Consider the following 26,011-nt stretch of genomic DNA (forward strand, 5'->3'; position numbering starts at 1 on the left):
CATTGATGACTTTTTGATAAAATACTTCTTATATTTGGGACAGGCCTCATCTTGGTAAACGTCGTATGGAAAAGGAGTCGAATGCCTTTGGCAACATTTTTGCGATATTCGGGTTATATAGATAACTAAAATTTTTAAACTAAACTAACGATATGCAACGAAGATCGTTCTTGAAAAAAACCGGTATGGCAGGTCTGGGTCTGACTGCATTGCCCCATCTATCGTTTACACAGGAAATCGAATACTCCATTCTTGAATTGATGGGAAAAAGCGATCTGGAATTGGTCGGGGAAGGCATCAACCTTAGGCCAGCGGCCCATGATGCCTTTGTAGAAATGAAGAAAGCGGCCTATGGGGATGGTATCGACATTAAAATCGTTTCGAGCTATCGGAGTTTTGCCCGTCAGGCCAATATCTGGGAGCGAAAATACATCCGATACACCGATGACGACAATATGAAACCCATAGACGCCATCGACAAAATCATTGAATATTCTACCATCCCCGGTACGAGCAGGCATCACTGGGGAACCGATATCGATATCGTCGATGGAAACAAAAAGGTGAACGGCGATGTGTTGGTGCCTGAAAAGTTCGGGCAGGGAGGTCCTTTTGAGGAGTTCAAAAAATGGATGGACGAGCATTCCAAAAAATTCGATTTTTATCTGGTCTATACCGATGATCCAAAAAGAAAAGGGTTCAAATACGAACCTTGGCACTATAGCTATGCCCCTATTTCGATCCCGATGTTGACCCAGTTTCGCCGAAAGAACATTCTACAACTCCTGGAGAAAGAAGATTTTCTGGGAAGCGAACACTTTACCAATGGGTTTTTGACCAACTACATTCAGGATAATATTTTGGACATCAACACAGAACTTTTGTAAGTCTTTCGTATATTGACCAGTACTTGAACACCGTAGGACATGAGAAGAAGTAGCTGGAAAATTCGCATTTTCATAGGTTTGGCCATTGTTGCATTCGCCTTCGTCAAAAAATGCAGCAGCAAAGAGGAAAATCCGTACACGGGAAGGGTTCAGACCATTAATATGACCCCGGAACAAGAAATTGCCATTGGCCTACAAAGTGCCCCGGAAATGGCCCAGCAACACGGTGGGCTCTATCCCGATGAAAGGTTACAGGCCTTTGTAGACGCGGTCGGCAATAAATTGGTACGTAACAGTATGGCTAGGGAAACGCCGTACCAATTTGATTTCCACCTCTTGGCCGATGACCGAACCATCAATGCCTTTGCCTTACCCGGTGGGCAGTGCTTCATCACCTATGCCCTTTTTTCACAACTGAACGAATCCCAACTAGCAGGTGTCCTAGGACATGAGATCGGGCACGTCATCGGAAGACACTCCGCGGAACGGATTGCGGAGAGTGATTTCTGGAGAACGGTCACCATGGGCGCCTCCGTCGGTGGGGACATGGGCGGACTAGTCGGCGGAATAGGGCAGAATACCTTGCTGAAAAATGGCCGCGGAGATGAACTTGAAAGTGACGAACTGGGCGTCTTGTTCATGATACAGGCTGGATATAATCCCGAGGAAATGATCAAGGTGATGCAAATCCTAAAAGCAGCGGCCGGACCCAATCGGGTTCCCGAATTTCAAAGTACCCATCCCGATCCCGAAAACCGAATCGAAAAAATCAAGGAAGCAATAGAACGGTATCGCACACAATAGTTCTGCGAACACTATCCATGTAAGACAGGTGTGTTATCCGCTGCACATACATGCTTTGCACGATTGCAAGAAATCGGTCGTCATCTTATACGACGAAGCGCTTCCTATTTTCGATAAACGGTCGTTAGTGAACTGAAAATCAAACCATTTTTGGCTTTTTTTTGTTATATTTGATTATCCCAAATGTTGTTATTGCCTCAGATTTAATCCTTATAGCTTTATTTTAATCATTTAAATTAAACTATAATGGGAACACTATTGCATTTTAGAAATTTGTACGAACAGGCTTTTGAGGATTGTAAGCCACAAGTGGCGGTCATTCTCCTGAAAATTTATTCGGTTTTTGCAGCCTTTATGCTCTTCATGGCGGTGTATGCCTTGATGGATAGGGCTTTGAACGGATTCGAATTTTAACTCCTGAACGATTTGCTCTTTTACGTGAACACTATTTGAAGCAAATACATCAAAAAAACAAACCCCGTAGGTGTTTCCTATGGGGTTTTTTGATTGATGAATAAACTTTTAGCTATCAAATGTTTTCCCGGAGCACTTCCAATGCATCTTGGGCATTGGAAAGTTCGGCATGTTTTTGTGCGGTCCAACCCTTATCGCATTTGCGATTAAGGTCGGCACCATTTTCAATCAAAATTTTTAGAATTTCCGCTTTGTTATAGCGGGCGGCAAAAATAGCGGGGGTCATCCCCAAGGATTTTTTGTTCACATCTTCGCCTAACTCGATCATACGTTTTACCGTTTCAATATCCCCTTCCATGATGGCCTTACAGAAAGAGTTAATACCGACAACATAGCAGTCGTTGGTTTCAATAGCGGTTGCTGTCTCACTGCCGCTGGCAGCAGACATACTGGTGACCATTGCCAACAGGGCAAGAGTCAGGGTTAACACTGTTTTTCTCATGATGAATGATTTTGATTGATGAATAAGTATTACTTATACATATATAGACGGACTCTATTTCTTTTTGTTTCATCCCGAAACGTTAATTCACTTAATTTTAACATATAGAACAAAGGATTCACCTCATTCGCCTCTGTAAACCAAAAAGGAGGGACTATTTATTGAAAAACTTGTTAAAGAGGGCTACTTTTGCAGCGCCTTTAAAGTACATCGCCATGAACAAGAAAGTAATCCTGATGATCCTAGACGGTTGGGGAAAGTCTCCCGATCCGAAGGTCTCCGCCATAGCCAACGCACATACCCCGTTCATCGACTCGCTCTACGAGCGATATCCGAACGCAAATCTTCTTACAGATGGTATGAACGTGGGGCTTCCGGAAGGACAAATGGGCAACAGCGAAGTGGGGCACATGAACCTGGGAGCCGGCCGTATCGTTTACCAAGATCTGGCCAAAATAAATCGGGCGGTAACAGAGCGTACGTTAAAGGACGAAAAAGTACTGCAGGCAGCTTTTTCCTATGCCAAGGAAAACCATAAGCCCGTACACTTCCTGGGCCTCCTAAGCGACGGCGGGGTGCACAGTCACATCTCTCACCTAAAAGGCCTTTTGGAAGCTGGCGAGGAATATGGTGTCGAAAAAATGTTCGTACATGCCTTTACCGATGGTAGGGACGTAGATCCTCAAAGTGGCAAAGGCTTTCTAGGGGACTTGGTTAGTTTTTGCTCTGGGAAACATGCCCAACTAGCTTCTGTTATCGGAAGGTACTATGCTATGGATAGGGACAAGCGTTGGGAGCGGGTAAAATTGGCCTACGACCTGCTGGTAAATGGTACGGGGGAAAAGTCAACGGACATTGCTGAATCAGTGCAACAAAGTTATGATAACAACATCACGGATGAATTTATCAAGCCTATTGTAATGACCGATGTTGACGGAAACCCCCTGGCGACCATCAAAGACGGGGATGTGGTACTATTCTTTAACTTTCGGACCGACCGGGGAAGAGAACTTACACAAATGCTGAGCCAAGCAGACTTCCACGAACAGAATGCCCATAAGTTAGACTTGTTCTACGTAACCTTGACCAACTATGATGACACTTTCGAAGGTGTACATGTGATCTATGACAAGGATAATATCGAAGAAACCCTAGGGGAGGTGTTGGCGAAGGCAGGAAAAAAACAGATACGAATCGCCGAAACGGAAAAGTACCCCCACGTCACCTTTTTCTTTAATGGAGGAAGGGAGGAACCCTTCGAGGGGGAAAAACGTATTTTATGTCCTTCGCCTAAAGTGGCCACCTACGATTTAAAACCGGAGATGAGCGCCTATGAGATTCGGGATGCAATCGTACCCGAGTTGGAAAAAGGAGATGCGGATTTTGTTTGCCTAAATTTTGCGAACCCCGATATGGTGGGGCACACGGGTGACATGCAGGCTGCCATCATGGCCTGCGAAGTGGTCGATAGCTGTGCCAAGACCGTGGTCATGGCCGGATTGGAAAACGGATATAGCTCCATTGTCATTGCAGACCACGGAAATTGCGATACAATGATCAATCCTGATGGGAGTCCGAATACGGCGCATACCACCAATCCCGTACCACTGATTTTAGTGGATGACGAACTTAAGGATATTGAAGACGGTGTGTTAGGCGACATTGCCCCTACCATTCTCAAACTGATGGGTATTCCACAACCTGAATTGATGACCCAAAAACCCCTGGTATAAGTCTCCGCTTCAAATATTTTACCTTTGCCGACTATGATCAAGATTAAAACACCGGAACAAATTGAACTGATGCGCGAAAGCGCGTTGGTCGTGTCGAAAACCCTAGGCATGCTCGCCTCGGAAATCAGACCCGGGGTCACGGCTTTATATTTGGACAAACTGGCAGAGGAATTTATTCGGGAACAAGGTGCCGAACCTGGTTTTTTGGGAATGTACGATTTCCCAAATACCCTCAACATGAGCCCCAATGCCCAGGTGGTGCATGGTATCCCCAACAACGAACCCCTGAAGGATGGGGATATCATTTCAGTGGATTGTGGTTCCCTTAAAAATGGATATTATGGTGATCACGCTTACACTTTTGAGGTGGGCGAAGTGGCCGAAGAAACCAAAAAACTATTGCGGGTTACCAAAGAATCCCTGTATCTAGGTATCCGGGAGTTTCGGGTGGGCAACCGTGTCGGCGATGTCGCCTATGCCATTCAAAACCACTGTGAAAGTCATGGGTACGGCGTCGTGCGTGAATTGGTGGGCCACGGTTTGGGGACCAAATTGCATGAGGGTCCCGAGATGCCGAACTATGGCAAACGTGGAAGAGGCAAGAAATTCGTAGAGGGCATGGTCGTAGCCATTGAACCTATGATCAACATGGGTACACGACGGATAAAACAACTGAAGGATGGCTGGACCATCTTAACGGCAGATGGGCAACCCAGCGCCCATTTCGAGCACAACGTGGCCATCGTTAACGGCCGACCAGAGCTTTTGTCCACTTTCAAGTACATCTATGATGCCCTGGGAATCTCAAGCGATGAAGAGGAAGAATTCAGGCGACAAACGAATGCCTGATAGCAAGGGGTTATCCAATAGAGGTAACTATCGTTCTTAAAGCGTTGCAGTACTACAGTCTAATAGAAGCAAGAATTCGTGTCCAAGCTGTTCAAATTCATACTGAACCTCATTCCCCGACCGCTCCTTATTAAGTTGAGTTATTACGCCCGTCCTTTATTTGCGTGGTATTTCAAAGGGGATAAGTATACCGATCCCATCGATGGAAAGCACTTTCGAAGTTTTCTCCCCTATGGCTATGAGAACCCGCGTGAGAACGTATTGTCACCCTCTACCCTATCGTTGGAGCGCCATCGACTGCTCTGGTTGTACTTGAAGAACGAAACCAATTTTTTTGAAGACCCGCTCAAAGTACTTCATTTTGCTCCGGAACAGGCATTTTATAAGCGATTCGGAAAACTCAAAAATCTCGATTACCTCACGACGGATCTGTTATCGCCTTTGGCGGATGTAAAAGCGGATATCTGCAATCTCCCTTTTGAGGACAACTCCTTCGATGTGATTTTATGTAACCATGTGTTGGAACATATTCCTGATGATACAAGGGCAATGCAGGAACTTTTCAGAATACTAAGACCCGGCGGCTGGGGCATCTTCCAAATTCCACAAGACCTACACCGCGAAACCACTTTTGAGGATAACAGTATCACCGACAAAAAGGAGCGGGCCAAAATTTTTGGACAGTACGATCACGTTCGCATTTATGGAAGGGATTATTTTGACAAATTACGATCGGTAGGCTTTCAAGTGAACGAGGTGGACTATACGAAACAACTGGGCCCGGAAGAGGTCGAAAAATATCGGTTGGCAAAAGGGGAGATTATCCCTTTGGTTCGAAAATAATCAATTTACGACCACCAACTCTTTGAACCCATCGGTCATGAACTCTTTGGTCTCGCCGTTCTCTAGATAGATGATGTAGGCATCCAATCCCTTATGCTTCATTAAGAAAGCAAGTGCATCCTCTAGGTTCATCGCCATAAAAGCAGTGGCATAGGCATCGGCCTCTGCGCAATTAGTTGCCAAAACCGTTGCCGCTAGCGTATTTGCATTTTTGGTATACCCGGTTTTGGGGTCTACGGTATGCACGTATTTCTCACCAGAGATAGAGTCTACCCGAAATTTTCGATAATTACCCGAAGAGGCCAAGGCCCGGTTTTTTAAATGCAACATCAGTTTGAGTCTCCTACCCACTTCTACCTGTGGGTCATCGATACCTACTACCCAAGGTTGCTTCTTCATGCGGTTCTCCCCTTTAGCGACCAACTCCCCCCCAACTTCAAGCAGGTAATTTTGGATACCCATCCCATCCATCATTCGAGCCAATCGATCGATGGCATAGCCTTTGGCTATGGCGTTGAAATCGAAATAAATGGTCGGATTCTCTTTTTTGACCCGTCCATTTTCCGATAGACTTACCTTATCAAAACCCACATAGGCAAGAAGGCTATCCACACGGGTGCTATCCATCGTCATTTTCCGCTCCGGACCAAACCCCCACGCATTGACCAGAACACCCACCGTGGGGTCGAAATAGCCATCGGTCTTGTGGTGCACCTCTTTGGAAAGCTCAAAAACCTCCCGGAACATATCATCGACCACAATGGTAGTGTCTCCCTGGTTGATTTTGGAAATATCCGAGTCGCCGATGTAGGTAGATAGCGATTGGTTCACGGCCCTGAAGACCGAATCGATCTCGTCTTGAAAATCCAGTTCCCTGTCCGATTGATAGATGATACTATAAGAGGTTCCCAAGGCACCGCCCGTATTTTCATTTTGTACAATTTGGGAGTTTTGGTCCCCACAGGAAAACAAAAAGGCGGCAAAAGCAGTTGCCACCACCGCCAAAACAAAGTGCTTTATCGCTTTTCCGAACCACTGCCTTTGGTCAACAGTGCCAAGCACTTTGTCAAATTTGTATAAGTCCATCATAATCGACAATATATTCTTCGTTCAAATAAACGGGCAAGTTGTAATCTGCGGCGTTCACCAATCCCACGGGCGCATAAAACGTATCTGCTTCGAATTTCAAGGCATGCTCTTTCATCTTGTTCAAATCGCCCCTGTAGAACTCGATGTCCTTGGGGTCGCCCGGGTATGAAATACTCTTCACTACCACAAAATGCAGCTTTTTATTTTTCAGGCAAACAAACTGGGGGTTCTTTTTAAGTTCACTATTGACAGCCATGAATTCAAAGCCATCGGCTTCTAGCTGCCTGCCTACGATGTTCATTGCCAAATTATGCAACTCTTGCTCTGTCAGTTCTTTCATATCAATGCGTCTCAATTAAAAAAACCGATAGTGGACTATCGGTTTCCTATGTCGCAATGCCCATACCTTACACTGCACATCGACATTTATCGATGGTATCATCAACTTCCTTTCTATGCGGTCTGGAAATAAGGCAAAGGAAGTTTACGGTCTAACCGCCGAAATCGTCAAAACGGATATGCTCATCCGGGATACCGAAATCCTCCCCCATTTTTTGCACTGCCTTGTTCATCAATGGCGGACCGCAGAAATAAAGTTCTATGTCCTCCGGCGCTTCGTGTTTGCTCAAATAATGGTCGATTACACAATTGTGAATAAACCCTACAAAACCATCCCCCGGGGCATCAATATCTTCCTTGATCTTCCAGTTGTCTTCTTCCAAAGGCTCCGATAAAGCCATGTAGAATTTGAAATTGGGAAAATCTTTTTCCAACTGTTTGAAATGGTCTATATAGAACAGCTCGCGTTTGGATCTACCGCCGTACCAGTAAGTAACCTTTCTATCGGTCTTAAGGGTCTTGAATAAGTGATAGAGGTGCGAACGCATCGGGGCCATCCCGGCTCCACCACCGACATATAACATTTCCGAATCGGATTCATTGATGAAAAATTCCCCATACGGACCGGATATGGTGACATCGTCACCTTGTTTCAACGAGAAGATATACGAGGAAGCAACGCCGGGATTTACATCCATCCAACCGTTCTTGGCACGATCCCATGGTGGGGTCGCAATACGAACATTGAGCATGATTTCCCTTCCTTCGGCAGGATAGGAAGCCATGGAGTACGCACGTTCCACTGTTTCAGGGTTCTTCATTACCAACGGCCAGAGATTAAATTTGTCCCATTCAGCCTGAAACTTATCGGGTGTCTCGTGTTCATCGGGATGGGCGGTAATATCGATATCCGAATATTTGATTTCACATGGTGGAATCTCGATCTGGATGTAACCTCCTGCCTTGTAACCCATGTCTTCCGGTATCTCGACCACGAACTCCTTGATAAAGGAGGCTACATTGTAATTACGGACCACCTTGGCCGGCCATTTTTTAATTCCGAAAACTTCCTCCGGAATGGTGATTTCCATGTCTTGCTTCACTTTGACCTGACAGGCCAAACGCGCACCTTGATTCAATTCTTTTTTGGAAAAGTGCGGTGTTTCGGTCGGTAATGCCTCCCCACCCCCGGAAAGAACGTGGCACTCGCATTGAATACAAGTACCCCCACCCCCGCATGCGGACGGAAGAAATACTTTTTGATTTCCCAGTGTAGATAACAGGGTACCACCGGAAGCAACCTCGATTTTCTTTTCACCATTGATGGTCAAGGTCACCGGTCCCGATGGTGAAAGCTTTTCTTTGGTAAATAGCAATAGGGCCACCAATAATAACGTCAAAATCAAAAATGCAACTACGGTTATTAGAATGGTACCACCAACACTTGTAGCTAATATCATCGTTATTCTTTTATTATGTCGTTATAGGAGACCGATTTTCCATCTTCCTCCATCTCTTTTTCAATCAGTTCTTTTTCTTCGGTTTTCTCGGCCGTTGTGGTCTCTGTTCCTTCGGGCGGGTCGTTATCACCGGTCAACATTCCACCAAAACTTTGGAAACCGATACCCATCAATCCTGTAATGATGAATGTAATTCCCAGCCCCCGCAATGGCGCGGGTACGTTGGAATATCTGATCTTCTCCCGAATCGCGGCGATTGCCAAAATTGCCAAGAACCAACCGATACCGGAACTTATTCCATAGTTCAGCGCCAGTCCCAGTGTTGGAATATCGCGGGCCTGCATGAAAAGGGAACCACCTAGGATGGCACAGTTCACGGCAATCAGCGGCAAGAAAATACCCAAGGAATTATACAGGGCCGGAGAAAACTTTTCAACTACTATCTCTACCAGCTGTACCATGGTCGCTATCGTTGCGATAAATAGGATGAAGGATAAAAAACTCAAATTGTAATCCGCGTATTCCGGTCCTAGCCAAGCCAGCGCCCCATCGCGAAGTAAATACTGATCCAACAGCCAGTTCAGGGGTACGGTTACCGCCAAAACGAATATGACGGCGGCACCTAGCCCGACGGCGGTTGCCACTTTCTTGGAAACCGCCAAATAGGAACACATTCCCAAAAACACGGCAAAGACCATGTTATCGATGAAAATGGATTTGAAAAATAATTCTATATGTTCTAACATAATTTTTTGATTTAAGCTTCCTCGATCAATGCTTTGTTACGTGAACGTTGTACCCAGATGATAATTCCGACCACGATCAGGGCCGCAGGGGGAATGATCATAAACCCATTATTCTCATATCCGGTGGCATATAACCCCGTTTTTGCAATCGGGTCTCCCAACACCTGAAACCCAAACAGTGTTCCGGATCCCAATAACTCCCTAAAGAAACCTACTATAATTAAAATGATGCCATATCCCAAGGCATTGCCAATACCATCCAAAAAAGACCGCCAAACCCCGTTACCTAGGGCAAATGCCTCAAAACGACCCATGATAATACAGTTGGTGATAATCAAACCAACGAAGACGGAAAGCGTTTTACTCAACTCGTATTGAAACGCTTTGAGCATTTGATCTACCACGATTACCAAGGTCGCGACCACGATTAGCTGGGCGATGATTCGGATTTTGGAGGGAATCACATTTCGCAATAATGAAATAACGACGTTGCCCACCCCCATTACAAAAAGGACGGATATCGCCATTACTACCGAGGCTTTCAATTCCGCGGTAATCGCCAGTGCTGAACAGATACCCAACACCTGAATGGTAATCGGGTTGTTATCCGCGAGCGGATCCAGAATTAAATTTGCATCTTTTTTTGAAAGTAGTGCCATTGGTTATTTGTTTCTAATCGTTTCTAAATAGGGTTTATAAGCATTCAGGGTTTCCTTGATCATTGCCGAGACCCCATTACCGGTAATCGTGGCACCTGCAATCGCATCCACCTGATTATCCTCCTTGTCTTCATTTAACGGGTCATTATTGGTCTTCGATACCTCTACGCCCGCATAGCTATTCCCGTCAAGCAGTGTCTCACCCAGAAAATCGTCCATGAAAAAGCGTAGTTTGATGTTCGCTCCCAAACCTGCCGTCTCGCCTTTGTGATCAAAATAAACACCTTGAATGACCAGGTCTTTGTTCACGGACATGAAGCCCCATATGGCATCCCATAATCCTTTACCATACATCGGCAGGACGTATATTTCCTCACCGTCTTTCTCGCCCACAAAGATGGGAAGTCGGGCTTCGTTACCCGCTTTGAATGCGGCCAGTTGTTTTTTAACATCGATTAAAAATGCTTGGTCGTCTTTTTGAACATTGCCGTCCACCAGTACATACTGCTCTTTGATACGCTCATTAAAGCGCGCTTCAACAACATCCGTCGGCACGAAATTTACGCCACTGTCCGGTGTATTCTCATTTACGCCCATGGCATAGAGAATGTTTTGTTGCTTCTCAAAACGTTCGTTCTCCTTGATTCTTTCGCTAAGGCCCGATGCCAAAAATGCAAGCAATGAACCAACAACGACTACCATGACTACCGCAAAAAGTACGGTATAGGAATTTTTATCTGTATTGATCGCCATAATTAAACAGTTTCTACTTTAAGTTCTTCTGCCTTACTATCCGAGTCCTTGGGAAGGATAACCGCATTTTTTAATCGTTTCATTCTTCGTTTCACATTTCCCCTCACTACATAATGGTCGATCGTAGGAGCAAAAACGTTCATCAACAAAATGGCCAGGAAAACACCTTCCGGATAACCTGGGTTGAATACCCGGATCATTACCGATATGAAACCGATAAAGAAACCATATATCCATTTTCCCCGGGTCGTCTGAGAACCTGTAACGGGGTCGGTAGCCATATAAACAATACCAAAGGCCAAGCCCCCAACAATTAAATGTTTCCAAAAATCAAATTGCATCAAGCCATAGAATTTACTGTAATCCGGTATCCATCCGGCATCGACCACACCGTTGAATATGAGGCCCATGACCAACGCACCAATGACGGCACTTACCATGATACGCCAGCTAGCGATTTTGCTAAATATCAAGAAAAGTCCACCGATCAGTATCAAGAAAGTGGAAGTCTCCCCTACCGAACCTGGTATAAAACCAAAAAACATATCGGAGATACTAAACTTGGAAGCTACCGCAGCCTCGTTATTTTGGGCCAAATATCCCAGGATGGTCTCTCCTGAGATGGCATCTGCCGATCCCGCCTGCGTTACCCCTTCCTTGGCACCATGCACCCAGACCTTGTCACCACTCATCCATGTTGGATAGGCAAAGAATAGAAAAGCCCGGATAGTCAAAGCGGGGTTCAGAATGTTCATTCCCGTTCCGCCGAATACTTCCTTTCCAATTACTACTCCAAAAACCACGGCAACGGCCAACATCCAGAGCGGTGTATCCACAGGAACGATAAGGGGAACCAACATACCTGTTACCAAATATCCTTCCTCTACCTCATGCCCCTTGATCACGGCAAAAATAAATTCCACCAAAAGTCCGACCCCATAGGAGACCACTACCAGAGGAATTACTGTGATGAATCCCAACCAAAAGTTATCCCACGTAATGAAATGTTCCATTACAGAGAAATTCTCCGGAAAACCATTAATAGCGGAATAATGCTGGTATCCCGCGTTGTAGAAGGAGAACAACAATATTGGGATCAAGGCGGTAATGACCGTATTCATCGTCCGCTTTAGATCGTCTGCTCCCTTAACATGCGTACCACCTGGATGTGTGGTTTCATTTGGGGTATACAAAAAGGTGTGAAAAGCATTGAAGGCAGGGGCCATTTTCTTACCCTGATACTTCAACTTTAACTCATGCATCTTAGATTTTAAGCTCATCTCTTATCCTATTTCTTTATATAATAAATCCAACCCTTCCCTAATAATCTGTTGGTGGGGCTGTTTCGATATGCAAATAAATTCCGTAAGTGAAAAATCCTCGGGGGCCACTTCATAAAGACCCAACTGCTCCATCTCATCCAAATCCTTTACCATACACGCCTTCAGCAGTTGCATCGGATAGATGTCCAGAGGAAACACCTCCTCATACTGTCCCGTTACTACGAAAGCTCTATGCTCCCCGTTGGTATTGGTCGTTAAATCATATTTCTTTTTGGGCTGCAACCATGAGAAGGTCAATGCCCTGGTGGTCGATATTTTATTGAAGATTGGTTTGTTCCAGCCGAAGAACTCGTAGTCATCACCCTCCGGAATGGCCGTAACGGTGTTGTTATAGAATCCCAAGTAACCATCGGGACTACTCTTGGATCCCGTGAGGACATCCCCATTGATGACCCGGAAGTTTTCCGTGTTGACCCCACTGGCATATAAAAATGTGGAAATCTCGGTTCCAATCTTGGTTTTGTAGTATTTGGGAGCTTTTACCGAGGATCCTGCCAACGCTACGATACGCTCGGCGTTGAACTTTCCGGTCAATAATAATTCCCCGATGACGACCAAGTCCTGTGGGGAAACCGTCCAAACCGTTTCTCCTTTATTGATAGGGTCTATTTTGTTGATTTGCGTACCCACCAGACCTGCCGGGTGCGGACCGGATACTTTGTGCACGGTAATTCCAGATAGCCCTGCCATTGGCGACTTCCCTGATTGACCTATGGAAACATGCACCTTACCAGGGGTTAATTTACCCAAGGCGCTGACGGCCGCTTGTAGTTCCTTTTCCTTTCCCTGAAGCGTAAAATCCAAATCGGCCGCTAGGGGCGCCGTTACATACGCGGAAATAAAAATCGCCTTGGGAGTGGCATCAGGATTGGCGACTATGTCGTAGGGTCTTTGCTTTATGAAGGGCCAACAGCCTGTCTTTAAAAGAAAAGCCTTGATTTCGTCTTTAGAGGCCTTATCTACGTTGAGTGTTCCATTATCCAGAAATTGCTGTTCCTTATCGGCAAGGATTCTCAATTTAAGTATTCGTCTTCGGGCACCTCTTTCAATCTCGACCAGTTCTCCGCTCACCGGGGAAACAAATAACATTTCCTCGATATTCTTATTATAAAAGAGCGCTTCCCCCGCTTTGACTTCGCCACCCTCCTTCAGTAACATTTTTGGGGTAATTCCGTGAAAATCGTTGAGATTGATAGCGTAAACATTGCTTAAAACCGCTTTGGAAATAGTCTGTTCAGCGGCACCTACAAGGTTGATGTTCAAACCTTTTTTAATTCGGATGTCTTTGGACATATAGGATACACCTTTAGGTTATAAAAAGTTGCGCAAATTTAGTACTTAAACGATTGTTTTCATAATTATTGCATATAAAATTAGGCATTACAACGATCTAAATTTTTTAGGTACGCTTTTTGTTTACCTTTGCCCAAAAATTAGCTTCGAAATGCGCATAAACCTTAAACAGATCCTGTTTTTACTGTTTGTTCCGTCGCTCTTTGCACAGGTGCAGGAAGAAGTAAATCCACCGTCGAACATTAAATCCGTTATCTTCAACGGACCTACCGGAGACCAGTTTCCGGTCGTTCAAATAGGGGAGCCCATTTATCTGGAATTTGATGATATTTCGGCTAATGAGCAGGACTATTATTACAAGATCATACACTGTGATTACGACTGGACGCCTTCCGACCTTTTAAAATCGCAATACCTGAACGGGGTCGATAACCAACGAATTATCGACTATGGTAACAGCTACACCACCTTACAGCCTTTTTCCAATTACCGGCTAACTATACCCAATGACAATGTAAGCCTTAAGGTAAGCGGTAATTATGTTCTGGAGATTTACAACAACAGCTATGAGCTTCAGTTTTCCAGACGTTTTGTGCTGTATAAGGATTTGGTCAAGGTGGCAGCGACCGTAAAGCGCTCAAGGGATTTTAATTTTTTGAACGAGAAGCAGGTAGTGCAATTTAACATCAACGCCGGCAACTTTCAGTTGGTGAATCCAAAGAAGGAAGTAAAGGTGGCGATTATACAGAATTACTATTGGCCCACAGCTATTTACAACATACCCCCACAGTTTACCTTGGGCACGGAACTTGTATACAAATATGACCAGGAAACCAGTTTTTTTGGGGGTAACGAGTTCCTGAATTTTGACACGAAGGATTTGCGCGCTCCCAGCTCTGTAATCTCTAGGATAGAGCTAAACAACCTTTATAACCATTATCTTTTTAGTGATCGATATCGCATATTCGAGCCCTACACTTATTTCCCGGATATCAACGGGGATTTTGTGATTCGAACACTTCAAGGAAATGATGATGCCCGGGAAGCCGAATACACAAGGGTACATTTTAGCCTGCCCTACGATGAATTATTGAATCTCGACGAAGTATATGTTTTTGGCAAATACAACAACTACGCCCTAACAGAGGAGAACATGCTCAGGTACAACGACGAAAACGGAATGATGGAAGGAGACATCATGCTCAAACAGGGCTTTTATAATTATAAGTACGTTATCAAACGTGAAGATAGTATTATCGACCTCAACGCCGTTTGTGGCAACTTCCATTTTACTGAAAACACCTATCTTGTTTTGGTGTATTACCGAAATTTTGGTGACCTTTATGACAGTATTATCGGGGTCGGTTCTGCAAATTCCAGGAATATCAGCAACTAGGTTAATAGGAATTTGGATGCAGTTGTTTCTGTGAGTCACCCTTTCCCGACCAATGCCGAAGACACCCTTCCTTTGGAAATAGCACAATAAGCCGACAAGGCACTATCTAAATGACCGACAAACCGACCATACCACAAAAGGGCAGGTATCAGCTGCAATACCGGGGAACGGAATGTCTCAACTGCGGGCATCCGTTGGATATGAGTGATAAGTACTGCCCGAATTGCTCCCAGGCCAATAGTACCAAAAAATTAACGCTCAAGGATTTCTTTGACGAATTTTTCTCGAGCCTTATTTCCTATGATTCCAAATTGTTGAAGACCTTGTCGGCCCTGATATTAAGACCTGGGACGATTACTAGGGACTACATTGATGGTAAAAGGGCTTCATACACCAACCCTTTTCGTTTTTTGTTGAGCTTGGCAATTGTCTATTTTTTGATGCTAAGCTTTCGTACTAGCGATGATTTCACGAAATTGGATAAATACGGAGCCGATTCGAACGGTAGTTTTTTTAAGGAGGGCCGGTCGCTTTCCTTCGGGCTAGACGAACAGGAGGCAGCAGCGGAAATAAATAAAACCTTAGATTCCTTAAACGTTATCGAAACCCTTGAAAGGGAAGACTCCCTAGTGCTAAGTAACCCCAGGAAATACTTGGATAGCGTAAATTCCCTATCATTGATAAACCGATTTTCCGGCAAAAGAAAATTTTTCAACATTGTCATGAGCAGAGAGGGTCTCGATGAATTTATTCCGATTATAGATAAATATGGAATGGACGATTCTTATGGGAACCGGGCCGCTTTTAACGCTGCCAATAGTTTTGTAAGATTTAAACAACGTCCCGGATCTTTTTTGAGTAGCCTATTTTCCAAATTACCGTTTCTTATTTTTTTCTTTCTTCCGGTCTTTGCGTTGTTCATTTGGTTGGTATATATCAGAAAAAAATACAATTATACCGATCATTTGATCTTTAGCTTTCACATTCAGTCGCTCTTGTTTATCTTGCTGATTATTGGTTTTTTGGTCGATAGCGTATTCAACATTTTTGTAAGTTGGATTTTCATTTTGATTTTCGCGGTCTATCTGTATAAATCGCTTCGAAAATTCTATGGACAGGGAAGATTTAAAACTATTGTTAAATATATTTTCCTTAACACTATTTTCTTTATTTTAGCTACGTTGTCTATAGCCATACTTTTGACCGGAAGCTTATATACTTATTAGCAGCAACGATATGATTACACAGGTTACCAAAGGCATCAAAGTTTCAGTTAATACCAGTTTTGAAGGTACCTTCTTCAAGAACTACAAGATGCATTTTGCATTTGGCTATACGATAACCATCGAGAACCAAAGTAAGGATTCGGTACAACTCACTTCCCGCCACTGGGAAATTTTCGATTCCCTGAACGAACTGGAAATCCTGGACGGCGAAGGCGTTATTGGCAAGAAACCCGTGATAAAGCCCGGGGAGTCGCACACCTACAATTCAGGGTGTCTTTTGGCATCTCCCATTGGTGCTATGAGAGGACATTACAATATGGTCAACTTCAGTAGTACCGAAAAATTCAGGGTCTACATTCCTACCTTTAAATTCAGTGCGCCATTCGCGCTTAATTAGAAAGGTTTCAAGTGCATCCGAAATTATTTCCGATTATCTTGTACCGATTAGTGACCCCCGGATTTACCTTGAACCCGTCTTGAACCATCATTTCTCCTGCCAACAAACCATAAGAGACATATTTTGCAGGTTTAATTTTACCTTTTCCCCTTGCCCTGATAAAGACCTATTGAATAGAAAATCTCTTGAATTTGATACCAGCTCTTAAACTTGTACCTTCACCGGCTTCCACTCTTTTAATTCTCGATTACTAAAGCTACCTTTGCACCACATTTTTAATCCAAAAACATACCATTATGGGCAAAGGTTTTTTCCAAGTACCGACTGCATACAACGAACCGATAAAAGGGTATGCTCCCGGCTCTCCCGAACGGGAAGAGGTGCTGAAACAGTACAAAACGTATTTTGAGGGAAATGTTGAAGTACCCTTGTTTGTTGGCAGCGAGGAAATTAAGACGGGAAATACGAGACCCATGTCGCCGCCCCATGACCATCGGCATGTAGTGGGCAGCTATCATTTGGCAGAAAAGAAACACGTTTCCCAAGCCATTCAAAACTGTCTGGAGTCCAGAACGGCATGGGCTGATTTGACCTGGGAACAACGAGCAGCCATTTTCTTGAAAGCGGCGGAACTGATTGCCGGACCCTATCGTGCCAAAATCAACGCGGCAACGATGATCGCCCAATCGAAAACCATCCATCAGGCAGAAATAGATGCTGCTTGCGAATTGATCGACTTTTTACGATTCAATGTGGAATACATGTCCCAAATCTATGAGGAGCAACCAGACTCAGCCGAGGGTATCTGGAATCGTGTCGAATACAGGCCGTTAGAAGGTTTTGTTTATGCCATTACCCCTTTCAACTTCACGGCTATCGCAGGCAACCTACCTGCCAGCGCCGCTATGATGGGCAACGTAGTAGTTTGGAAACCCAGTGATAGCCAAATTTTCTCGGCCAAGGTGATCGTAGATGTTTTCAAAGAGGCCGGACTTCCAGACGGAGTCATCAACGTGGTCTATGGGGATCCGGTCATGATTACTGAAACCGTATTGGCGAGTCCCGATTTTGCGGGCATCCATTTTACCGGCTCTACCCATGTCTTCAAATCGCTATGGAAACAAATAGGACACAACATTGACATCTATAAGACCTACCCACGGATAGTGGGAGAGACCGGAGGAAAGGATTTTATCATTGCACACCCTACCGCCAAACCGCAACAAGTAGCAACTGCCATTACCCGGGGGGCTTTTGAATTTCAAGGACAAAAATGTAGTGCCGCTTCAAGGGTATACCTGCCCAAATCTTCTTCTAAAGAAATACTCGACTTGGTCAAAACCGATATAGACTCGTTTAATAAACCGGGATCCCCTGAAGATATGTCCAACTTTATCACGGCAGTGATTCATGAGGGTTCCTTTGACAAGTTGGCCAGCTATATCGACCAGGCCAAAAAAGATGCCGACGCCCAAATAGTGGCCGGAGGTCATTATGACAAATCCAAGGGCTATTTTATAGAACCTACGGTCATTGTTACCACCGACCCAAAATATGCCACCATGGAAACCGAACTGTTTGGACCGGTAGTGACGGTATATGTCTACGATGATAATGACTGGAACAAAACCTTGAAACTGGTCGACTCGACTTCCGAGTATGCGCTGACAGGAGCCGTATTGGCTACCGACCGCTATGCTATTGAGGAAGCTACCAAAGCGCTACAAAACTGTGCGGGCAACTTTTATATCAACGACAAACCCACCGGTGCCGTTGTCGGGCAACAACCCTTTGGGGGGGCCAGGGCTTCAGGCACCAATGATAAAGCCGGTTCTGCCCAGAACCTGTTACGTTGGGTATCGCCACGATTAATCAAGGAAACATTTGTTAGTCCCGAGGACTATCGCTATCCGTTTTTGGGATAGTCAAAAAAAGTGCCAAATCACAGCCGTTATTTCTCAAAGTTGTAGAAATAACGGCTACTTTTATGTCTAATTTTCACCGGACTATTGCTAGGCAAAACAACACATAAGGCTTTTTTTCTTGTTCCGCCCGAGGTGCAGCTATTGGACCTCACGGGTCCTGCGCATTTGTTTTATGAGGCGAAGGAATACGGTGCACCCATAGATATCCATTACTTAAGCCTAGGCGACGAAAAAGAGTGTGTTTCGAGTGCAGGTATTTCTTTAGGGCAGCTCAAAGCTTTTGACCAATTTGAATTGACCGAAAATGACCTGCTTTTTTTACCAGGCCTGGAATCACATCTTTTCTTCGACGAAGCCTTTGTGACAAAACTACGACCGTTCTTTGATTGGCTGGAAAAACAAGCCGAAAGGGGAGCTAAGGTGTGCTCCGTTTGCACAGGAGCGTATTTTTTGGGTCTTGCAGGACTTCTAGACCATAAATTCTGTACGACCCATTGGAAGTATCTCAAAGATTTTCAAGAGCGTTTTCCAAAAGCAAAATTACTTTCGGACAGACTTCTGGTCAAAGATGGCAACTTATATTCCAGTGCCGGAGTTTCGTCGGGAATCGATCTGACACTCTATCTTTTAGAAGAGCTCTTCGGATCTATATTCGCCGCCAAAATCGCCAAAGAGGTGGTCATCTACTTCCGCAGAACGGAAAACGATCCCCAACTCAGTGTATTTCTTCAATATCGAAATCACGTCGAAAATAGAATTCATCAAGTTCAGGATGAATTGGCTCAAAACCTTGCACAAAAACAAAAGATCGAAGAATTGGCCGAAATTGTTCATATGAGCCCTAGGAACCTTACACGACTTTTTAGGAAAACGACAGGCATCACCATTGGGGACTATTTGGAAAAGCTTCGGGTTGAGCATGCTGTTCAATTACTTTCAGCTGGCTCAAAAGTAAATACTGCCGCAATGGCATGCGGACTTCAAAGCAGCAATCAACTACGATCATTGCTGCGGAAACACAAATCAGTACTACCTTCACAATTGCGGTCATAAATGGCCCGATACTGCGCATTATTGTCCTTGTAGCGTGGTTTTCCCGGAATTAACTTTGAACGCATCAAAAAACGGGTTAATGAGAAAATTAATTAGTATTCTTATTTTGTCATTGCTAGTCAACTTTGCAATGGGACAAAACTCCATAAAAACTTCGGCAAAATATATATGTCCGCCTTGTAACGCATCCTGTGATGGTATTGAACACGATTCCCCCGGTGTATGCCCCCATTGCAATATGGTCTATGTTCGCAAAGATTTCTCAAAAACCATCGCCTTTTACCTTCAAGACGGGGTTGAAGTCTTGGATTTTGCCGGCCCGATGGAGGTGTTTGCCTATGCAGGCTATGAGGTATTTACGGTTTCAGCCACCCAGAAACCGATAAGGTCCCAAGGGATTTTGACCGTTACGCCTGATTATAGTATTGAAAATGCCCCAAAGGCAGACATCCTCGCATTTTTTGGAGGTAATTCAGCGGCAGCTTATAAAAATAAAAAGGTTATTGACTGGATCAAAAGCCAGGAGGATGTTCAGTATTACTTCTCCGTATGTACCGGCGCCTTTGTTTTGGCCGAATCGGGAATTTTGGATGGGAAAACAGCAACCACTTTTCATAACTCCCTTGATGATCTAGAATCCCAATATCCTGAAGTCGATGTTCGAAAAAATGTTCGCTTTGTAGATAATGGAAAGGTTATCACAACTGCAGGGATTTCAGCCGGGATTGATGGGGCGCTACATTTGGTCGCCAAACTTCAAGGACTTAATGCGGCCAAAAGGACCGCTTATTATATGGAGTACGATAACTGGAACATTGGCGATGGACTCATACTGGCAACCGATAATCCGTACAACGTCCCCTCTAAGCCGGACCTATCTATATTTGAGGGAACCTATGAGTATAAAGACAATACCCACCTCGTATTGGCCTATGATGAGGCCAATGGAAACCTGAATGCCAAAATCCAGGGTACGAACTACCCTATCTATCACGAAAAAGAGGATCTTTTCTCGGATACGAACAGCCAGCCGGTTTTTTTTAAGAGAAACGAAAAAAATGAAATCGTGGGTTATGAATTAATTGAAAACACTCGGCTCTTTAAAAAATTGAATTAAGAATACACATCTTTGACAGATTCACTTAGTTGGTTAAAGATACCAGAGCTTTTAGCAATGAGAACTTCCATTTTCTTCCTAATTATCTTTTTATCATTCGCTTGTAAGCATCAAGATGAGACTTTCAAGTGCCCCCCGTGCAATTTATCCTGCGATGACCGGATTTTTAGTGCCAAAGGAAATTGCCCCAACTGTGGCATGCGTCTCCAGAAGCAAGTAGACCCGGGCGAGGAGAAAAAACTGGTATTGAACGACATAAATATTAAGGAAGGCGCTGGTGTTTTCTTAGTGGAGGGCGGAAACGGAAAAAAAGACAAACCGATAAAAGTGTTCTACTATCGGCCTAAAACATTTACATCCAATTCAAAAATTATGCTCGTTCTGCCAGGGGCAGGCAGAAATGGGGATAGTTATCGAGACGCCTGGATACCCGAATCCGACAAATATGGTTATCTGATACTGGCATTAGCGTATTCCGAGGAGGACTATCCCTTTGAAGATTATCATCTCTGCGGAGTCGTTACCGATTTTCGTCTAGGGGAAGGCATCGAATTTGTCGAAAACTCCAACATCGTAAAATTGGATGAAAACAAGGTAGACTATGGAACCATAACAAAGCAGGAAGATTGGATTTTTATGGACTTTGATAGAATTTTTGACCTCGCCGTAGAGGCAACAAAATCGAATCAAGAGCAGTATGACATTTTTGGTCATTCAGCAGGAGGGCAAATTTTGCACCGATTTGCCTTACTTGGAAAAAACTCAAAGGCAAAAGACATTTTTGCATCCAACTCGGGGTTTTATACACTTCCTGATTTTAATACGGAGTTTCCTTTTGGATTGAAAAATACGCCCTTACGTGCCGAGGATTTGAAAGAGGCATTTAAGAAGAGACTCGTTCTCGTTGTTGGGGAACAGGATAATCAGAATGAAACAAGGGGAACCCTTCTGCGTTCAACTACAGCAGATATGCAGGGGCTACATAGGTTAGAAAGGGCTACGTTCTTTTTTGACAATGCAAGGTCAACCGCCTTAAAGATGAAAACAGATTTCAATTGGGAGCTCAAAATAGTTCCGAAAGTTGGCCATGACCATGTAAAAATCGGCGATTATGTGACAACCCTACTTATCCAAAAAGAAAAAAACCCTAGCTGACCTTCTATATCGAACGACTACAATGTAAACTGAAAGGAGAAAGCTGATTAACTGCAAGTTTTTCAGTATTTTTAAAATTCCTTTTGGGAACGTCTCAAAAGGCGTTGAACAACTATAACCTTATCAAAATGAAAAAATTAGCAGTAGTATTCATGGTAACCTTCGTGGGTTATTCCTATGCACAGGAAAATTTACCGCAATCGGCTGTACAGGGCCTTTTGGAAAGTGCCCAAGGGCAAGTAGTACAATTGGCAGAAGCTTTCTCCGAAGAACAGTATGACTGGCGACCGATGGAAGGGGTCAATTCGGTACGGGAAGCGCTTTTGCACATCGCTGGAGGCAATTATTTCTTGGCGTCAAAAATGGGATTCCCTCCTCCAGAGGGTGTTGATATGATGGGATTATCTTCCATCACCGGAAAGGATAATGTAATTGCCGCCCTTAAAAAATCCAACGAGTTCGTTTTGGCAAAAATCATGGAAGTCGAAACTGCCAAGCTTGCAGAGGAAGTCGATTTTGGTTTTGCCAAGATGACTATGATGGGTGGCATGTTGGTAATCATGGAACACAACGGGGAACACAAAGGCCAATTGATTGCCTATGCCCGTTCCAATGGCGTGGTTCCACCTTGGAGCCAGCAGCAATAGCTGTCCGGATGTATCAAAATTGAAGTCCTTCCTAGCGTTTATGGGAAGGGCTTTTTTTATAATCGGCCATTTGTTATCGACGGCTTAACGCCAAGTCTTCAGCCACTACACAATCTATCTTTCCGAATTCCGTTTACCAAGAACAAGCTCTTCAGGACATCTGGAAAACCAAAAGCTTCAGACCGATCATGAAATTGTTATTTAGGACACTATTCGCTCCGATTATTTGGCTGCTACAGGCTTGCAACCCGTTGGGACAGCCGGTGAATGAGTCGATTTCGGGGAATCACTATTTCGACCATTCCAAATCGGACATCCGATATAGCCCGATGGGAAACTGGTTCGAATTGGGCAACAGTGCCATGAATGCCGATGTGGAAAGCTTCGAAGTATTCAACAACACCATAGCCAAAGATAAAAATCGGGCGTATTTTGAATCAAATGCCATCATCCATCCCCATCTTCACCTGGAAAGTTTTCACGGAAAACCAGAAGTATACATGTCGAACATTGGATTGGACAAAAACAGGGTATACACCTTCAACACAATATATATTGATGGAAAGGCCAAAGTAAACACGACCGAAATATCCGGTGCCGACCCTTCGACCTTTGAGCAGTTGGATTTCAACTGGAGCAAAGACTCGAGGCATTATTTCTACAGATACAGGTTGGTCGATGTAGACTACCAAAGTTTCCATAGTCTAAATGATTACTTCAGTACCGATAAAAACAGGATATATGTTCATTATTATCAACATTTCGAACCCCTAGCGGTTGGTGACCCCAAAACATTCCAAGTCCTCGATAAAAGTCTGTATGCCAGAGATAGAAATCAGGTCTACTATCTATCGTTCCCCAAACAAACAACAGACCATGTTGCGCTTTTAAGAATACCCTGTCCGGGAGAAGGAGGGGTCGTATTGCTCAATCCAAACTATTTGAAATGCAGGAATAAAATCTATTACAATGCCATCGAAGTTGTAGAGGCCCAAGCGAGCGATTTTGAAATCATCAGTGAAAGATACGCTAAGGACAAGAATAATGTCTACTTTGAAAATACAGTAATCCCCAATGCCGATGTAGCTTCCTTTTCGTACGATGAAGAGCGCCTCGCGGTAATTGACAAAAACGGAATCTACCGAAACGGTAAACTGTCACAGGAAAACTAAAACTTTGAGTAAGCCAAGAATATCAAAATCCAGGGTATTATTGATTTTTCAACACTAGGATCATCGCTATCAATGCCTTTTTCAATCATATCTGCTTGACTTTCAAAAATTCAGGAAAGTAGGAAAACAATTCAATATTAATTTAACGTTACATAATTGTAACTTCATCTTGTTTGGAGAGTCAAACTAGAATGCGATGAGAGAAAACAATCCCCGAAATCCCAAGAGCGATCAACCTGAAAACTCATTTAAGAAAACGGAAAATTACCGCAAAAAGTACGCTTAAAAGTGTCGGTATTTCTATTCAAGAGTGTTCAGTGTTTGATTCAACCCTTATACTTTAAAGGTAGATACACCACTTTCTTGGTGTCGAAAAAGTCTTCGGTAAAATAATTGGATAGGTTGAAGATCTGAACGTTTCGATAGTCTTTTAACTCCTCCGACAAATCGCCTCCCTTGAGATAGAGTATGCCATTTCTTCTTTCGTGTATCGAGTCTTTTTTTATACGACCCTTCACCCAATGAACAAAAGTAGGCATGGCTGCCACGGCCCGGCTTACGATAAAATCGAACCGAGGTTTGAGTTCCTCCACTCGTTTGTTGACAGCGGTGACGTTTTTTAACTGTAAGCCTTCGACCACTTCTTCGACCACCTTTATTTTTTTTCCAATCGAATCGACCAAGGTAAAATGCGTCTCGGGAAAAAGAATCGCTAGGGGAATTCCGGGGAAACCTCCACCCGTTCCTACATCCAAGACCGAGGTTCCCGACTTGAACCGCTGTACTTTGGCAATACCCAGGGAATGAAGCACGTGACGTAAATATAATTCATCGATATCCTTCCGGGAGACCACGTTGATTTTCTGATTCCAATCCCGATAAAGATCCGATAATTGTATAAACTGCTGTTTCTGGTGATCGGATAAATCCGGGAAATAGTTAAAAATCAATTGGGCATTCATACTTCATGTTATATATTGCGTAAAAATAGTATTTTCAATCTCTTAAAAATTCATCTTTTTTTGTGAAAGTATTAAACGTTTAAAAGCCTATTTCGGCTATCTTTACCAAAAGTATTGCTTTATATGGAACAGAAGACCATCCGTTTTTCCAGGAAAGACTCCGCTCAATTTTTTAGGACCCTCAACAAACGTGTCAACGATTACTTCAAGGAAAACAAAATCAAGAAAACCGGTAATTGGCAACTGCATTTAAAGGCAGTGGTTATGTTTGCCATTTTCTTGACCCCTTATTTTTTAATCCTCACCTTAAACCTTCCGAACTGGGCCAACCTCTTGTTGACCATTGTTATGGGCGTAGGTATGGCGGGTGTGGGTATGAACGTAATGCACGATGGGAACCACGGTTCCTATTCCAATAAAAAGTGGGTAAACAAGCTGATGGGAAGCAGTATCTACATTCTGGCCGGTAATGTTTATAATTGGCAGGTACAGCACAATGTGTTGCACCACACATATACCAACATACACGAGCATGACGAAGATTTGGAAGCGGGAAGGATTTTGCGATTTTCAAAACATGCCAAGTGGCATCGATTTCACCGATTTCAGCATTTTTATTCCGTGTTCTTGTATGGACTGTTGACATTCAACTGGGCCATTACCACTGATTTTCAACAGATGTACCGATACATGAAACGAAAGCTGGCCTATGGTAAGCTGCCCAACCCTGTGATGAATTGGAGTACCTTGGTAATCACCAAAGTACTTTATGTTACTATTTGGATTGTTCTTCCACTAATTTTTGTTGATGTTGCCTGGTGGAAGGTATTGATAGGTTTCTTTATCATGCATTATGTGGCCGGGGTAATTCTGAGTGTGGTATTTCAATTGGCCCATGTTGTCGACGAAGCCGACACTCCCTTACCCGACAACAGTGGTACCATGAAAAATACCTGGGCGATTCATCAATTGTTCACCACCGTCAATTTTGGCACCAAAAATCGAATCGTTAACTGGTTCACCGGTGGATTGAATCACCAAGTAGAGCATCATATTTTCCCAAATATCAGTCATGTTCATTACACAAAAATCTCCAAAATTGTGAAAGAAACGGCGAAGGAATTTAATTTGCCCTACAACGAATACAAGACTACCAGAAAAGCTATAATTTCGCATTTCAAACATCTTAAGGAATTGGGGAAGCGTCCCACTCTTCAATACCAATAAGATTCGAAAAAGGAAAATTC

The 26,011-nt window shown here is 43.8% G+C and carries 26 protein-coding genes; 16 read left to right on the forward strand and 10 right to left on the reverse strand.

Going from position 1 to position 26,011, the window contains the following annotated elements:
* Window positions 1–152 precede the first annotated feature (152 nt).
* The 3 genes from FK220_RS15760 (at window position 153) to FK220_RS15770 (ending at window position 2,105) form a co-directional block, all read left to right on the forward strand.
* On the forward strand, window positions 153–887 hold the full coding sequence (locus tag FK220_RS15760; protein WP_152575312.1) for a M15 family metallopeptidase: 735 nt from the start codon (window positions 153–155) through the stop codon (window positions 885–887).
* 39 nt (window positions 888–926) lie between these two features.
* The gene (locus FK220_RS15765) at window positions 927–1,691 is read left to right on the forward strand and encodes a M48 family metalloprotease (protein WP_152575313.1); all 765 of its coding nucleotides are present in this window, start codon (window positions 927–929) and stop codon (window positions 1,689–1,691) included.
* 246 nt (window positions 1,692–1,937) lie between these two features.
* Window positions 1,938–2,105, forward strand: a complete 168-nt coding sequence (locus tag FK220_RS15770; RefSeq protein WP_166204955.1) for a DUF6747 family protein — start codon at window positions 1,938–1,940, stop codon at window positions 2,103–2,105.
* A gap of 115 nt (window positions 2,106–2,220) precedes the next feature.
* On the opposite strand, the gene FK220_RS15775 is transcribed toward FK220_RS15770, so the two are convergent.
* Window positions 2,221–2,607, reverse strand: a complete 387-nt coding sequence (locus FK220_RS15775) for an ankyrin repeat domain-containing protein (RefSeq protein ID WP_152575314.1) — start codon at window positions 2,605–2,607, stop codon at window positions 2,221–2,223.
* A gap of 215 nt (window positions 2,608–2,822) precedes the next feature.
* Here FK220_RS15775 and gpmI point away from each other — a divergent pair, with 215 nt between their 5' ends.
* The 3 genes from gpmI to FK220_RS15790 all read left to right on the forward strand — a co-directional run bounded on the left by gpmI (window position 2,823) and on the right by FK220_RS15790 (window position 6,032).
* Window positions 2,823–4,340, forward strand: a complete 1,518-nt coding sequence (gpmI, locus tag FK220_RS15780) for a 2,3-bisphosphoglycerate-independent phosphoglycerate mutase (protein ID WP_152575315.1) — start codon at window positions 2,823–2,825, stop codon at window positions 4,338–4,340.
* A gap of 33 nt (window positions 4,341–4,373) precedes the next feature.
* Window positions 4,374–5,189: a type I methionyl aminopeptidase gene (map, locus tag FK220_RS15785; RefSeq protein ID WP_152575316.1), complete on the forward strand. Its 816-nt coding sequence runs from the start codon at window positions 4,374–4,376 to the stop codon at window positions 5,187–5,189.
* A gap of 78 nt (window positions 5,190–5,267) precedes the next feature.
* Window positions 5,268–6,032, forward strand: coding sequence for a class I SAM-dependent methyltransferase (locus FK220_RS15790; protein WP_152575317.1), 765 nt, complete (start codon window positions 5,268–5,270; stop codon window positions 6,030–6,032).
* On the opposite strand, the gene FK220_RS15795 is transcribed toward FK220_RS15790, so the two are convergent.
* The 8 genes from FK220_RS15795 to FK220_RS15830 form a co-directional block, all read right to left on the reverse strand.
* Window positions 6,033–7,121, reverse strand: coding sequence for an FAD:protein FMN transferase (locus FK220_RS15795; protein ID WP_238719064.1), 1,089 nt, complete (start codon window positions 7,119–7,121; stop codon window positions 6,033–6,035).
* Window positions 7,099–7,461, reverse strand: coding sequence for a Na(+)-translocating NADH-quinone reductase subunit F (locus FK220_RS15800; RefSeq protein WP_152575318.1), 363 nt, complete (start codon window positions 7,459–7,461; stop codon window positions 7,099–7,101). Before FK220_RS15800 ends, FK220_RS15795 begins: the two co-directional genes overlap by 23 nt.
* Before the next feature lie 151 nt (window positions 7,462–7,612).
* A complete protein-coding gene (nqrF, locus tag FK220_RS15805; protein WP_152575319.1) occupies window positions 7,613–8,920 on the reverse strand; it encodes an NADH:ubiquinone reductase (Na(+)-transporting) subunit F in 1,308 nt (435 codons plus the stop codon).
* A gap of 2 nt (window positions 8,921–8,922) precedes the next feature.
* Window positions 8,923–9,666 (reverse strand): NADH:ubiquinone reductase (Na(+)-transporting) subunit E, encoded by a 744-nt coding sequence (gene nqrE, locus FK220_RS15810; RefSeq protein ID WP_152575320.1) that lies wholly within the window; start codon window positions 9,664–9,666, stop codon window positions 8,923–8,925.
* A gap of 11 nt (window positions 9,667–9,677) precedes the next feature.
* The gene (locus FK220_RS15815) at window positions 9,678–10,325 is read right to left on the reverse strand and encodes an NADH:ubiquinone reductase (Na(+)-transporting) subunit D (protein WP_152575321.1); all 648 of its coding nucleotides are present in this window, start codon (window positions 10,323–10,325) and stop codon (window positions 9,678–9,680) included.
* 3 nt (window positions 10,326–10,328) lie between these two features.
* Window positions 10,329–11,078 (reverse strand): Na(+)-translocating NADH-quinone reductase subunit C, encoded by a 750-nt coding sequence (locus tag FK220_RS15820; RefSeq protein WP_152575322.1) that lies wholly within the window; start codon window positions 11,076–11,078, stop codon window positions 10,329–10,331.
* 2 nt (window positions 11,079–11,080) lie between these two features.
* Window positions 11,081–12,358, reverse strand: coding sequence for an NADH:ubiquinone reductase (Na(+)-transporting) subunit B (locus FK220_RS15825; protein WP_152575323.1), 1,278 nt, complete (start codon window positions 12,356–12,358; stop codon window positions 11,081–11,083).
* Between the two features lie 3 nt (window positions 12,359–12,361).
* Window positions 12,362–13,714, reverse strand: coding sequence for a Na(+)-translocating NADH-quinone reductase subunit A (locus tag FK220_RS15830; RefSeq protein WP_152575324.1), 1,353 nt, complete (start codon window positions 13,712–13,714; stop codon window positions 12,362–12,364).
* 151 nt (window positions 13,715–13,865) lie between these two features.
* Here FK220_RS15830 and FK220_RS15835 point away from each other — a divergent pair, with 151 nt between their 5' ends.
* The 9 genes from FK220_RS15835 to FK220_RS15875 all read left to right on the forward strand — a co-directional run bounded on the left by FK220_RS15835 (window position 13,866) and on the right by FK220_RS15875 (window position 23,802).
* Window positions 13,866–15,110 carry a type IX secretion system plug protein gene (locus FK220_RS15835; protein WP_152575325.1) on the forward strand — a complete coding sequence of 415 codons (1,245 nt, stop codon included), beginning with the start codon at window positions 13,866–13,868 and terminating at the stop codon, window positions 15,108–15,110.
* A gap of 110 nt (window positions 15,111–15,220) precedes the next feature.
* Complete coding sequence (locus FK220_RS15840) at window positions 15,221–16,336, forward strand: DUF3667 domain-containing protein (protein ID WP_152575326.1); 1,116 nt, start codon at window positions 15,221–15,223, stop codon at window positions 16,334–16,336.
* Between the two features lie 10 nt (window positions 16,337–16,346).
* Window positions 16,347–16,733, forward strand: coding sequence for a Co2+/Mg2+ efflux protein ApaG (gene apaG / locus FK220_RS15845; protein WP_152575327.1), 387 nt, complete (start codon window positions 16,347–16,349; stop codon window positions 16,731–16,733).
* A gap of 296 nt (window positions 16,734–17,029) precedes the next feature.
* Window positions 17,030–18,658: an L-glutamate gamma-semialdehyde dehydrogenase gene (gene pruA / locus FK220_RS15850; protein ID WP_152575328.1), complete on the forward strand. Its 1,629-nt coding sequence runs from the start codon at window positions 17,030–17,032 to the stop codon at window positions 18,656–18,658.
* Between the two features lie 84 nt (window positions 18,659–18,742).
* Window positions 18,743–19,711: a GlxA family transcriptional regulator gene (locus FK220_RS15855; RefSeq protein WP_152575329.1), complete on the forward strand. Its 969-nt coding sequence runs from the start codon at window positions 18,743–18,745 to the stop codon at window positions 19,709–19,711.
* Between the two features lie 79 nt (window positions 19,712–19,790).
* Window positions 19,791–20,828, forward strand: coding sequence for a DJ-1/PfpI family protein (locus FK220_RS15860; RefSeq protein WP_238719065.1), 1,038 nt, complete (start codon window positions 19,791–19,793; stop codon window positions 20,826–20,828).
* A 198-nt stretch (window positions 20,829–21,026) separates the two neighbouring features.
* Window positions 21,027–21,983 (forward strand): alpha/beta hydrolase family protein, encoded by a 957-nt coding sequence (locus FK220_RS15865; protein WP_152575330.1) that lies wholly within the window; start codon window positions 21,027–21,029, stop codon window positions 21,981–21,983.
* Window positions 21,984–22,111: 128 nt separating this feature from the next.
* Window positions 22,112–22,630 (forward strand): DinB family protein, encoded by a 519-nt coding sequence (locus tag FK220_RS15870; RefSeq protein ID WP_152575331.1) that lies wholly within the window; start codon window positions 22,112–22,114, stop codon window positions 22,628–22,630.
* 188 nt (window positions 22,631–22,818) lie between these two features.
* On the forward strand, window positions 22,819–23,802 hold the full coding sequence (locus tag FK220_RS15875) for a DKNYY domain-containing protein (protein ID WP_152575332.1): 984 nt from the start codon (window positions 22,819–22,821) through the stop codon (window positions 23,800–23,802).
* Window positions 23,803–24,128: 326 nt separating this feature from the next.
* Here FK220_RS15875 and rsmG read toward each other — a convergent pair whose 3' ends face one another.
* Window positions 24,129–24,764: a 16S rRNA (guanine(527)-N(7))-methyltransferase RsmG gene (gene rsmG, locus FK220_RS15880; protein ID WP_152575333.1), complete on the reverse strand. Its 636-nt coding sequence runs from the start codon at window positions 24,762–24,764 to the stop codon at window positions 24,129–24,131.
* Between the two features lie 123 nt (window positions 24,765–24,887).
* On the opposite strand from rsmG, the gene FK220_RS15885 reads away from it, so the two are divergent.
* Complete coding sequence (locus FK220_RS15885) at window positions 24,888–25,991, forward strand: fatty acid desaturase family protein (RefSeq protein WP_152575334.1); 1,104 nt, start codon at window positions 24,888–24,890, stop codon at window positions 25,989–25,991.
* Window positions 25,992–26,011 lie beyond the last annotated feature (20 nt).

Source organism: Pelagihabitans pacificus, assembly GCF_009371985.2.
Taxonomy (GTDB): Bacteria; Bacteroidota; Bacteroidia; order Flavobacteriales; family Flavobacteriaceae; genus Pelagihabitans; species Pelagihabitans pacificus.

What these genes read in the sequence shown, in the direction of transcription:
- FK220_RS15840 (WP_152575326.1), top strand. Translation starts at nt 15,221, where the DNA reads ATGACCGACAAACCGACCATACCACAAAAGGGCAGGTATCAGCTGCAA.
- apaG (WP_152575327.1), top strand. Translation starts at nt 16,347, where the DNA reads ATGATTACACAGGTTACCAAAGGCATCAAAGTTTCAGTTAATACCAGT.
- FK220_RS15775 (WP_152575314.1), bottom strand. Translation starts at nt 2,607, where the DNA reads ATGAGAAAAACAGTGTTAACCCTGACTCTTGCCCTGTTGGCAATGGTC.
- FK220_RS15760 (WP_152575312.1), top strand. Translation starts at nt 153, where the DNA reads ATGCAACGAAGATCGTTCTTGAAAAAAACCGGTATGGCAGGTCTGGGT.
- FK220_RS15795 (WP_238719064.1), bottom strand. Translation starts at nt 7,121, where the DNA reads ATGATGGACTTATACAAATTTGACAAAGTGCTTGGCACTGTTGACCAA.
- FK220_RS15820 (WP_152575322.1), bottom strand. Translation starts at nt 11,078, where the DNA reads ATGGCGATCAATACAGATAAAAATTCCTATACCGTACTTTTTGCGGTA.
- nqrE (WP_152575320.1), bottom strand. Translation starts at nt 9,666, where the DNA reads ATGTTAGAACATATAGAATTATTTTTCAAATCCATTTTCATCGATAAC.
- rsmG (WP_152575333.1), bottom strand. Translation starts at nt 24,764, where the DNA reads ATGAATGCCCAATTGATTTTTAACTATTTCCCGGATTTATCCGATCAC.
- gpmI (WP_152575315.1), top strand. Translation starts at nt 2,823, where the DNA reads ATGAACAAGAAAGTAATCCTGATGATCCTAGACGGTTGGGGAAAGTCT.
- pruA (WP_152575328.1), top strand. Translation starts at nt 17,030, where the DNA reads ATGGGCAAAGGTTTTTTCCAAGTACCGACTGCATACAACGAACCGATA.
- FK220_RS15825 (WP_152575323.1), bottom strand. Translation starts at nt 12,358, where the DNA reads ATGAGCTTAAAATCTAAGATGCATGAGTTAAAGTTGAAGTATCAGGGT.
- FK220_RS15765 (WP_152575313.1), top strand. Translation starts at nt 927, where the DNA reads ATGAGAAGAAGTAGCTGGAAAATTCGCATTTTCATAGGTTTGGCCATT.
- nqrF (WP_152575319.1), bottom strand. Translation starts at nt 8,920, where the DNA reads ATGATATTAGCTACAAGTGTTGGTGGTACCATTCTAATAACCGTAGTT.
- FK220_RS15875 (WP_152575332.1), top strand. Translation starts at nt 22,819, where the DNA reads ATGAAATTGTTATTTAGGACACTATTCGCTCCGATTATTTGGCTGCTA.
- FK220_RS15830 (WP_152575324.1), bottom strand. Translation starts at nt 13,714, where the DNA reads ATGTCCAAAGACATCCGAATTAAAAAAGGTTTGAACATCAACCTTGTA.
- map (WP_152575316.1), top strand. Translation starts at nt 4,374, where the DNA reads ATGATCAAGATTAAAACACCGGAACAAATTGAACTGATGCGCGAAAGC.
- FK220_RS15800 (WP_152575318.1), bottom strand. Translation starts at nt 7,461, where the DNA reads ATGAAAGAACTGACAGAGCAAGAGTTGCATAATTTGGCAATGAACATC.
- FK220_RS15815 (WP_152575321.1), bottom strand. Translation starts at nt 10,325, where the DNA reads ATGGCACTACTTTCAAAAAAAGATGCAAATTTAATTCTGGATCCGCTC.
- FK220_RS15865 (WP_152575330.1), top strand. Translation starts at nt 21,027, where the DNA reads ATGCGTCTCCAGAAGCAAGTAGACCCGGGCGAGGAGAAAAAACTGGTA.
- FK220_RS15885 (WP_152575334.1), top strand. Translation starts at nt 24,888, where the DNA reads ATGGAACAGAAGACCATCCGTTTTTCCAGGAAAGACTCCGCTCAATTT.
- FK220_RS15860 (WP_238719065.1), top strand. Translation starts at nt 19,791, where the DNA reads ATGAGAAAATTAATTAGTATTCTTATTTTGTCATTGCTAGTCAACTTT.
- FK220_RS15770 (WP_166204955.1), top strand. Translation starts at nt 1,938, where the DNA reads ATGGGAACACTATTGCATTTTAGAAATTTGTACGAACAGGCTTTTGAG.
- FK220_RS15835 (WP_152575325.1), top strand. Translation starts at nt 13,866, where the DNA reads ATGCGCATAAACCTTAAACAGATCCTGTTTTTACTGTTTGTTCCGTCG.
- FK220_RS15870 (WP_152575331.1), top strand. Translation starts at nt 22,112, where the DNA reads ATGAAAAAATTAGCAGTAGTATTCATGGTAACCTTCGTGGGTTATTCC.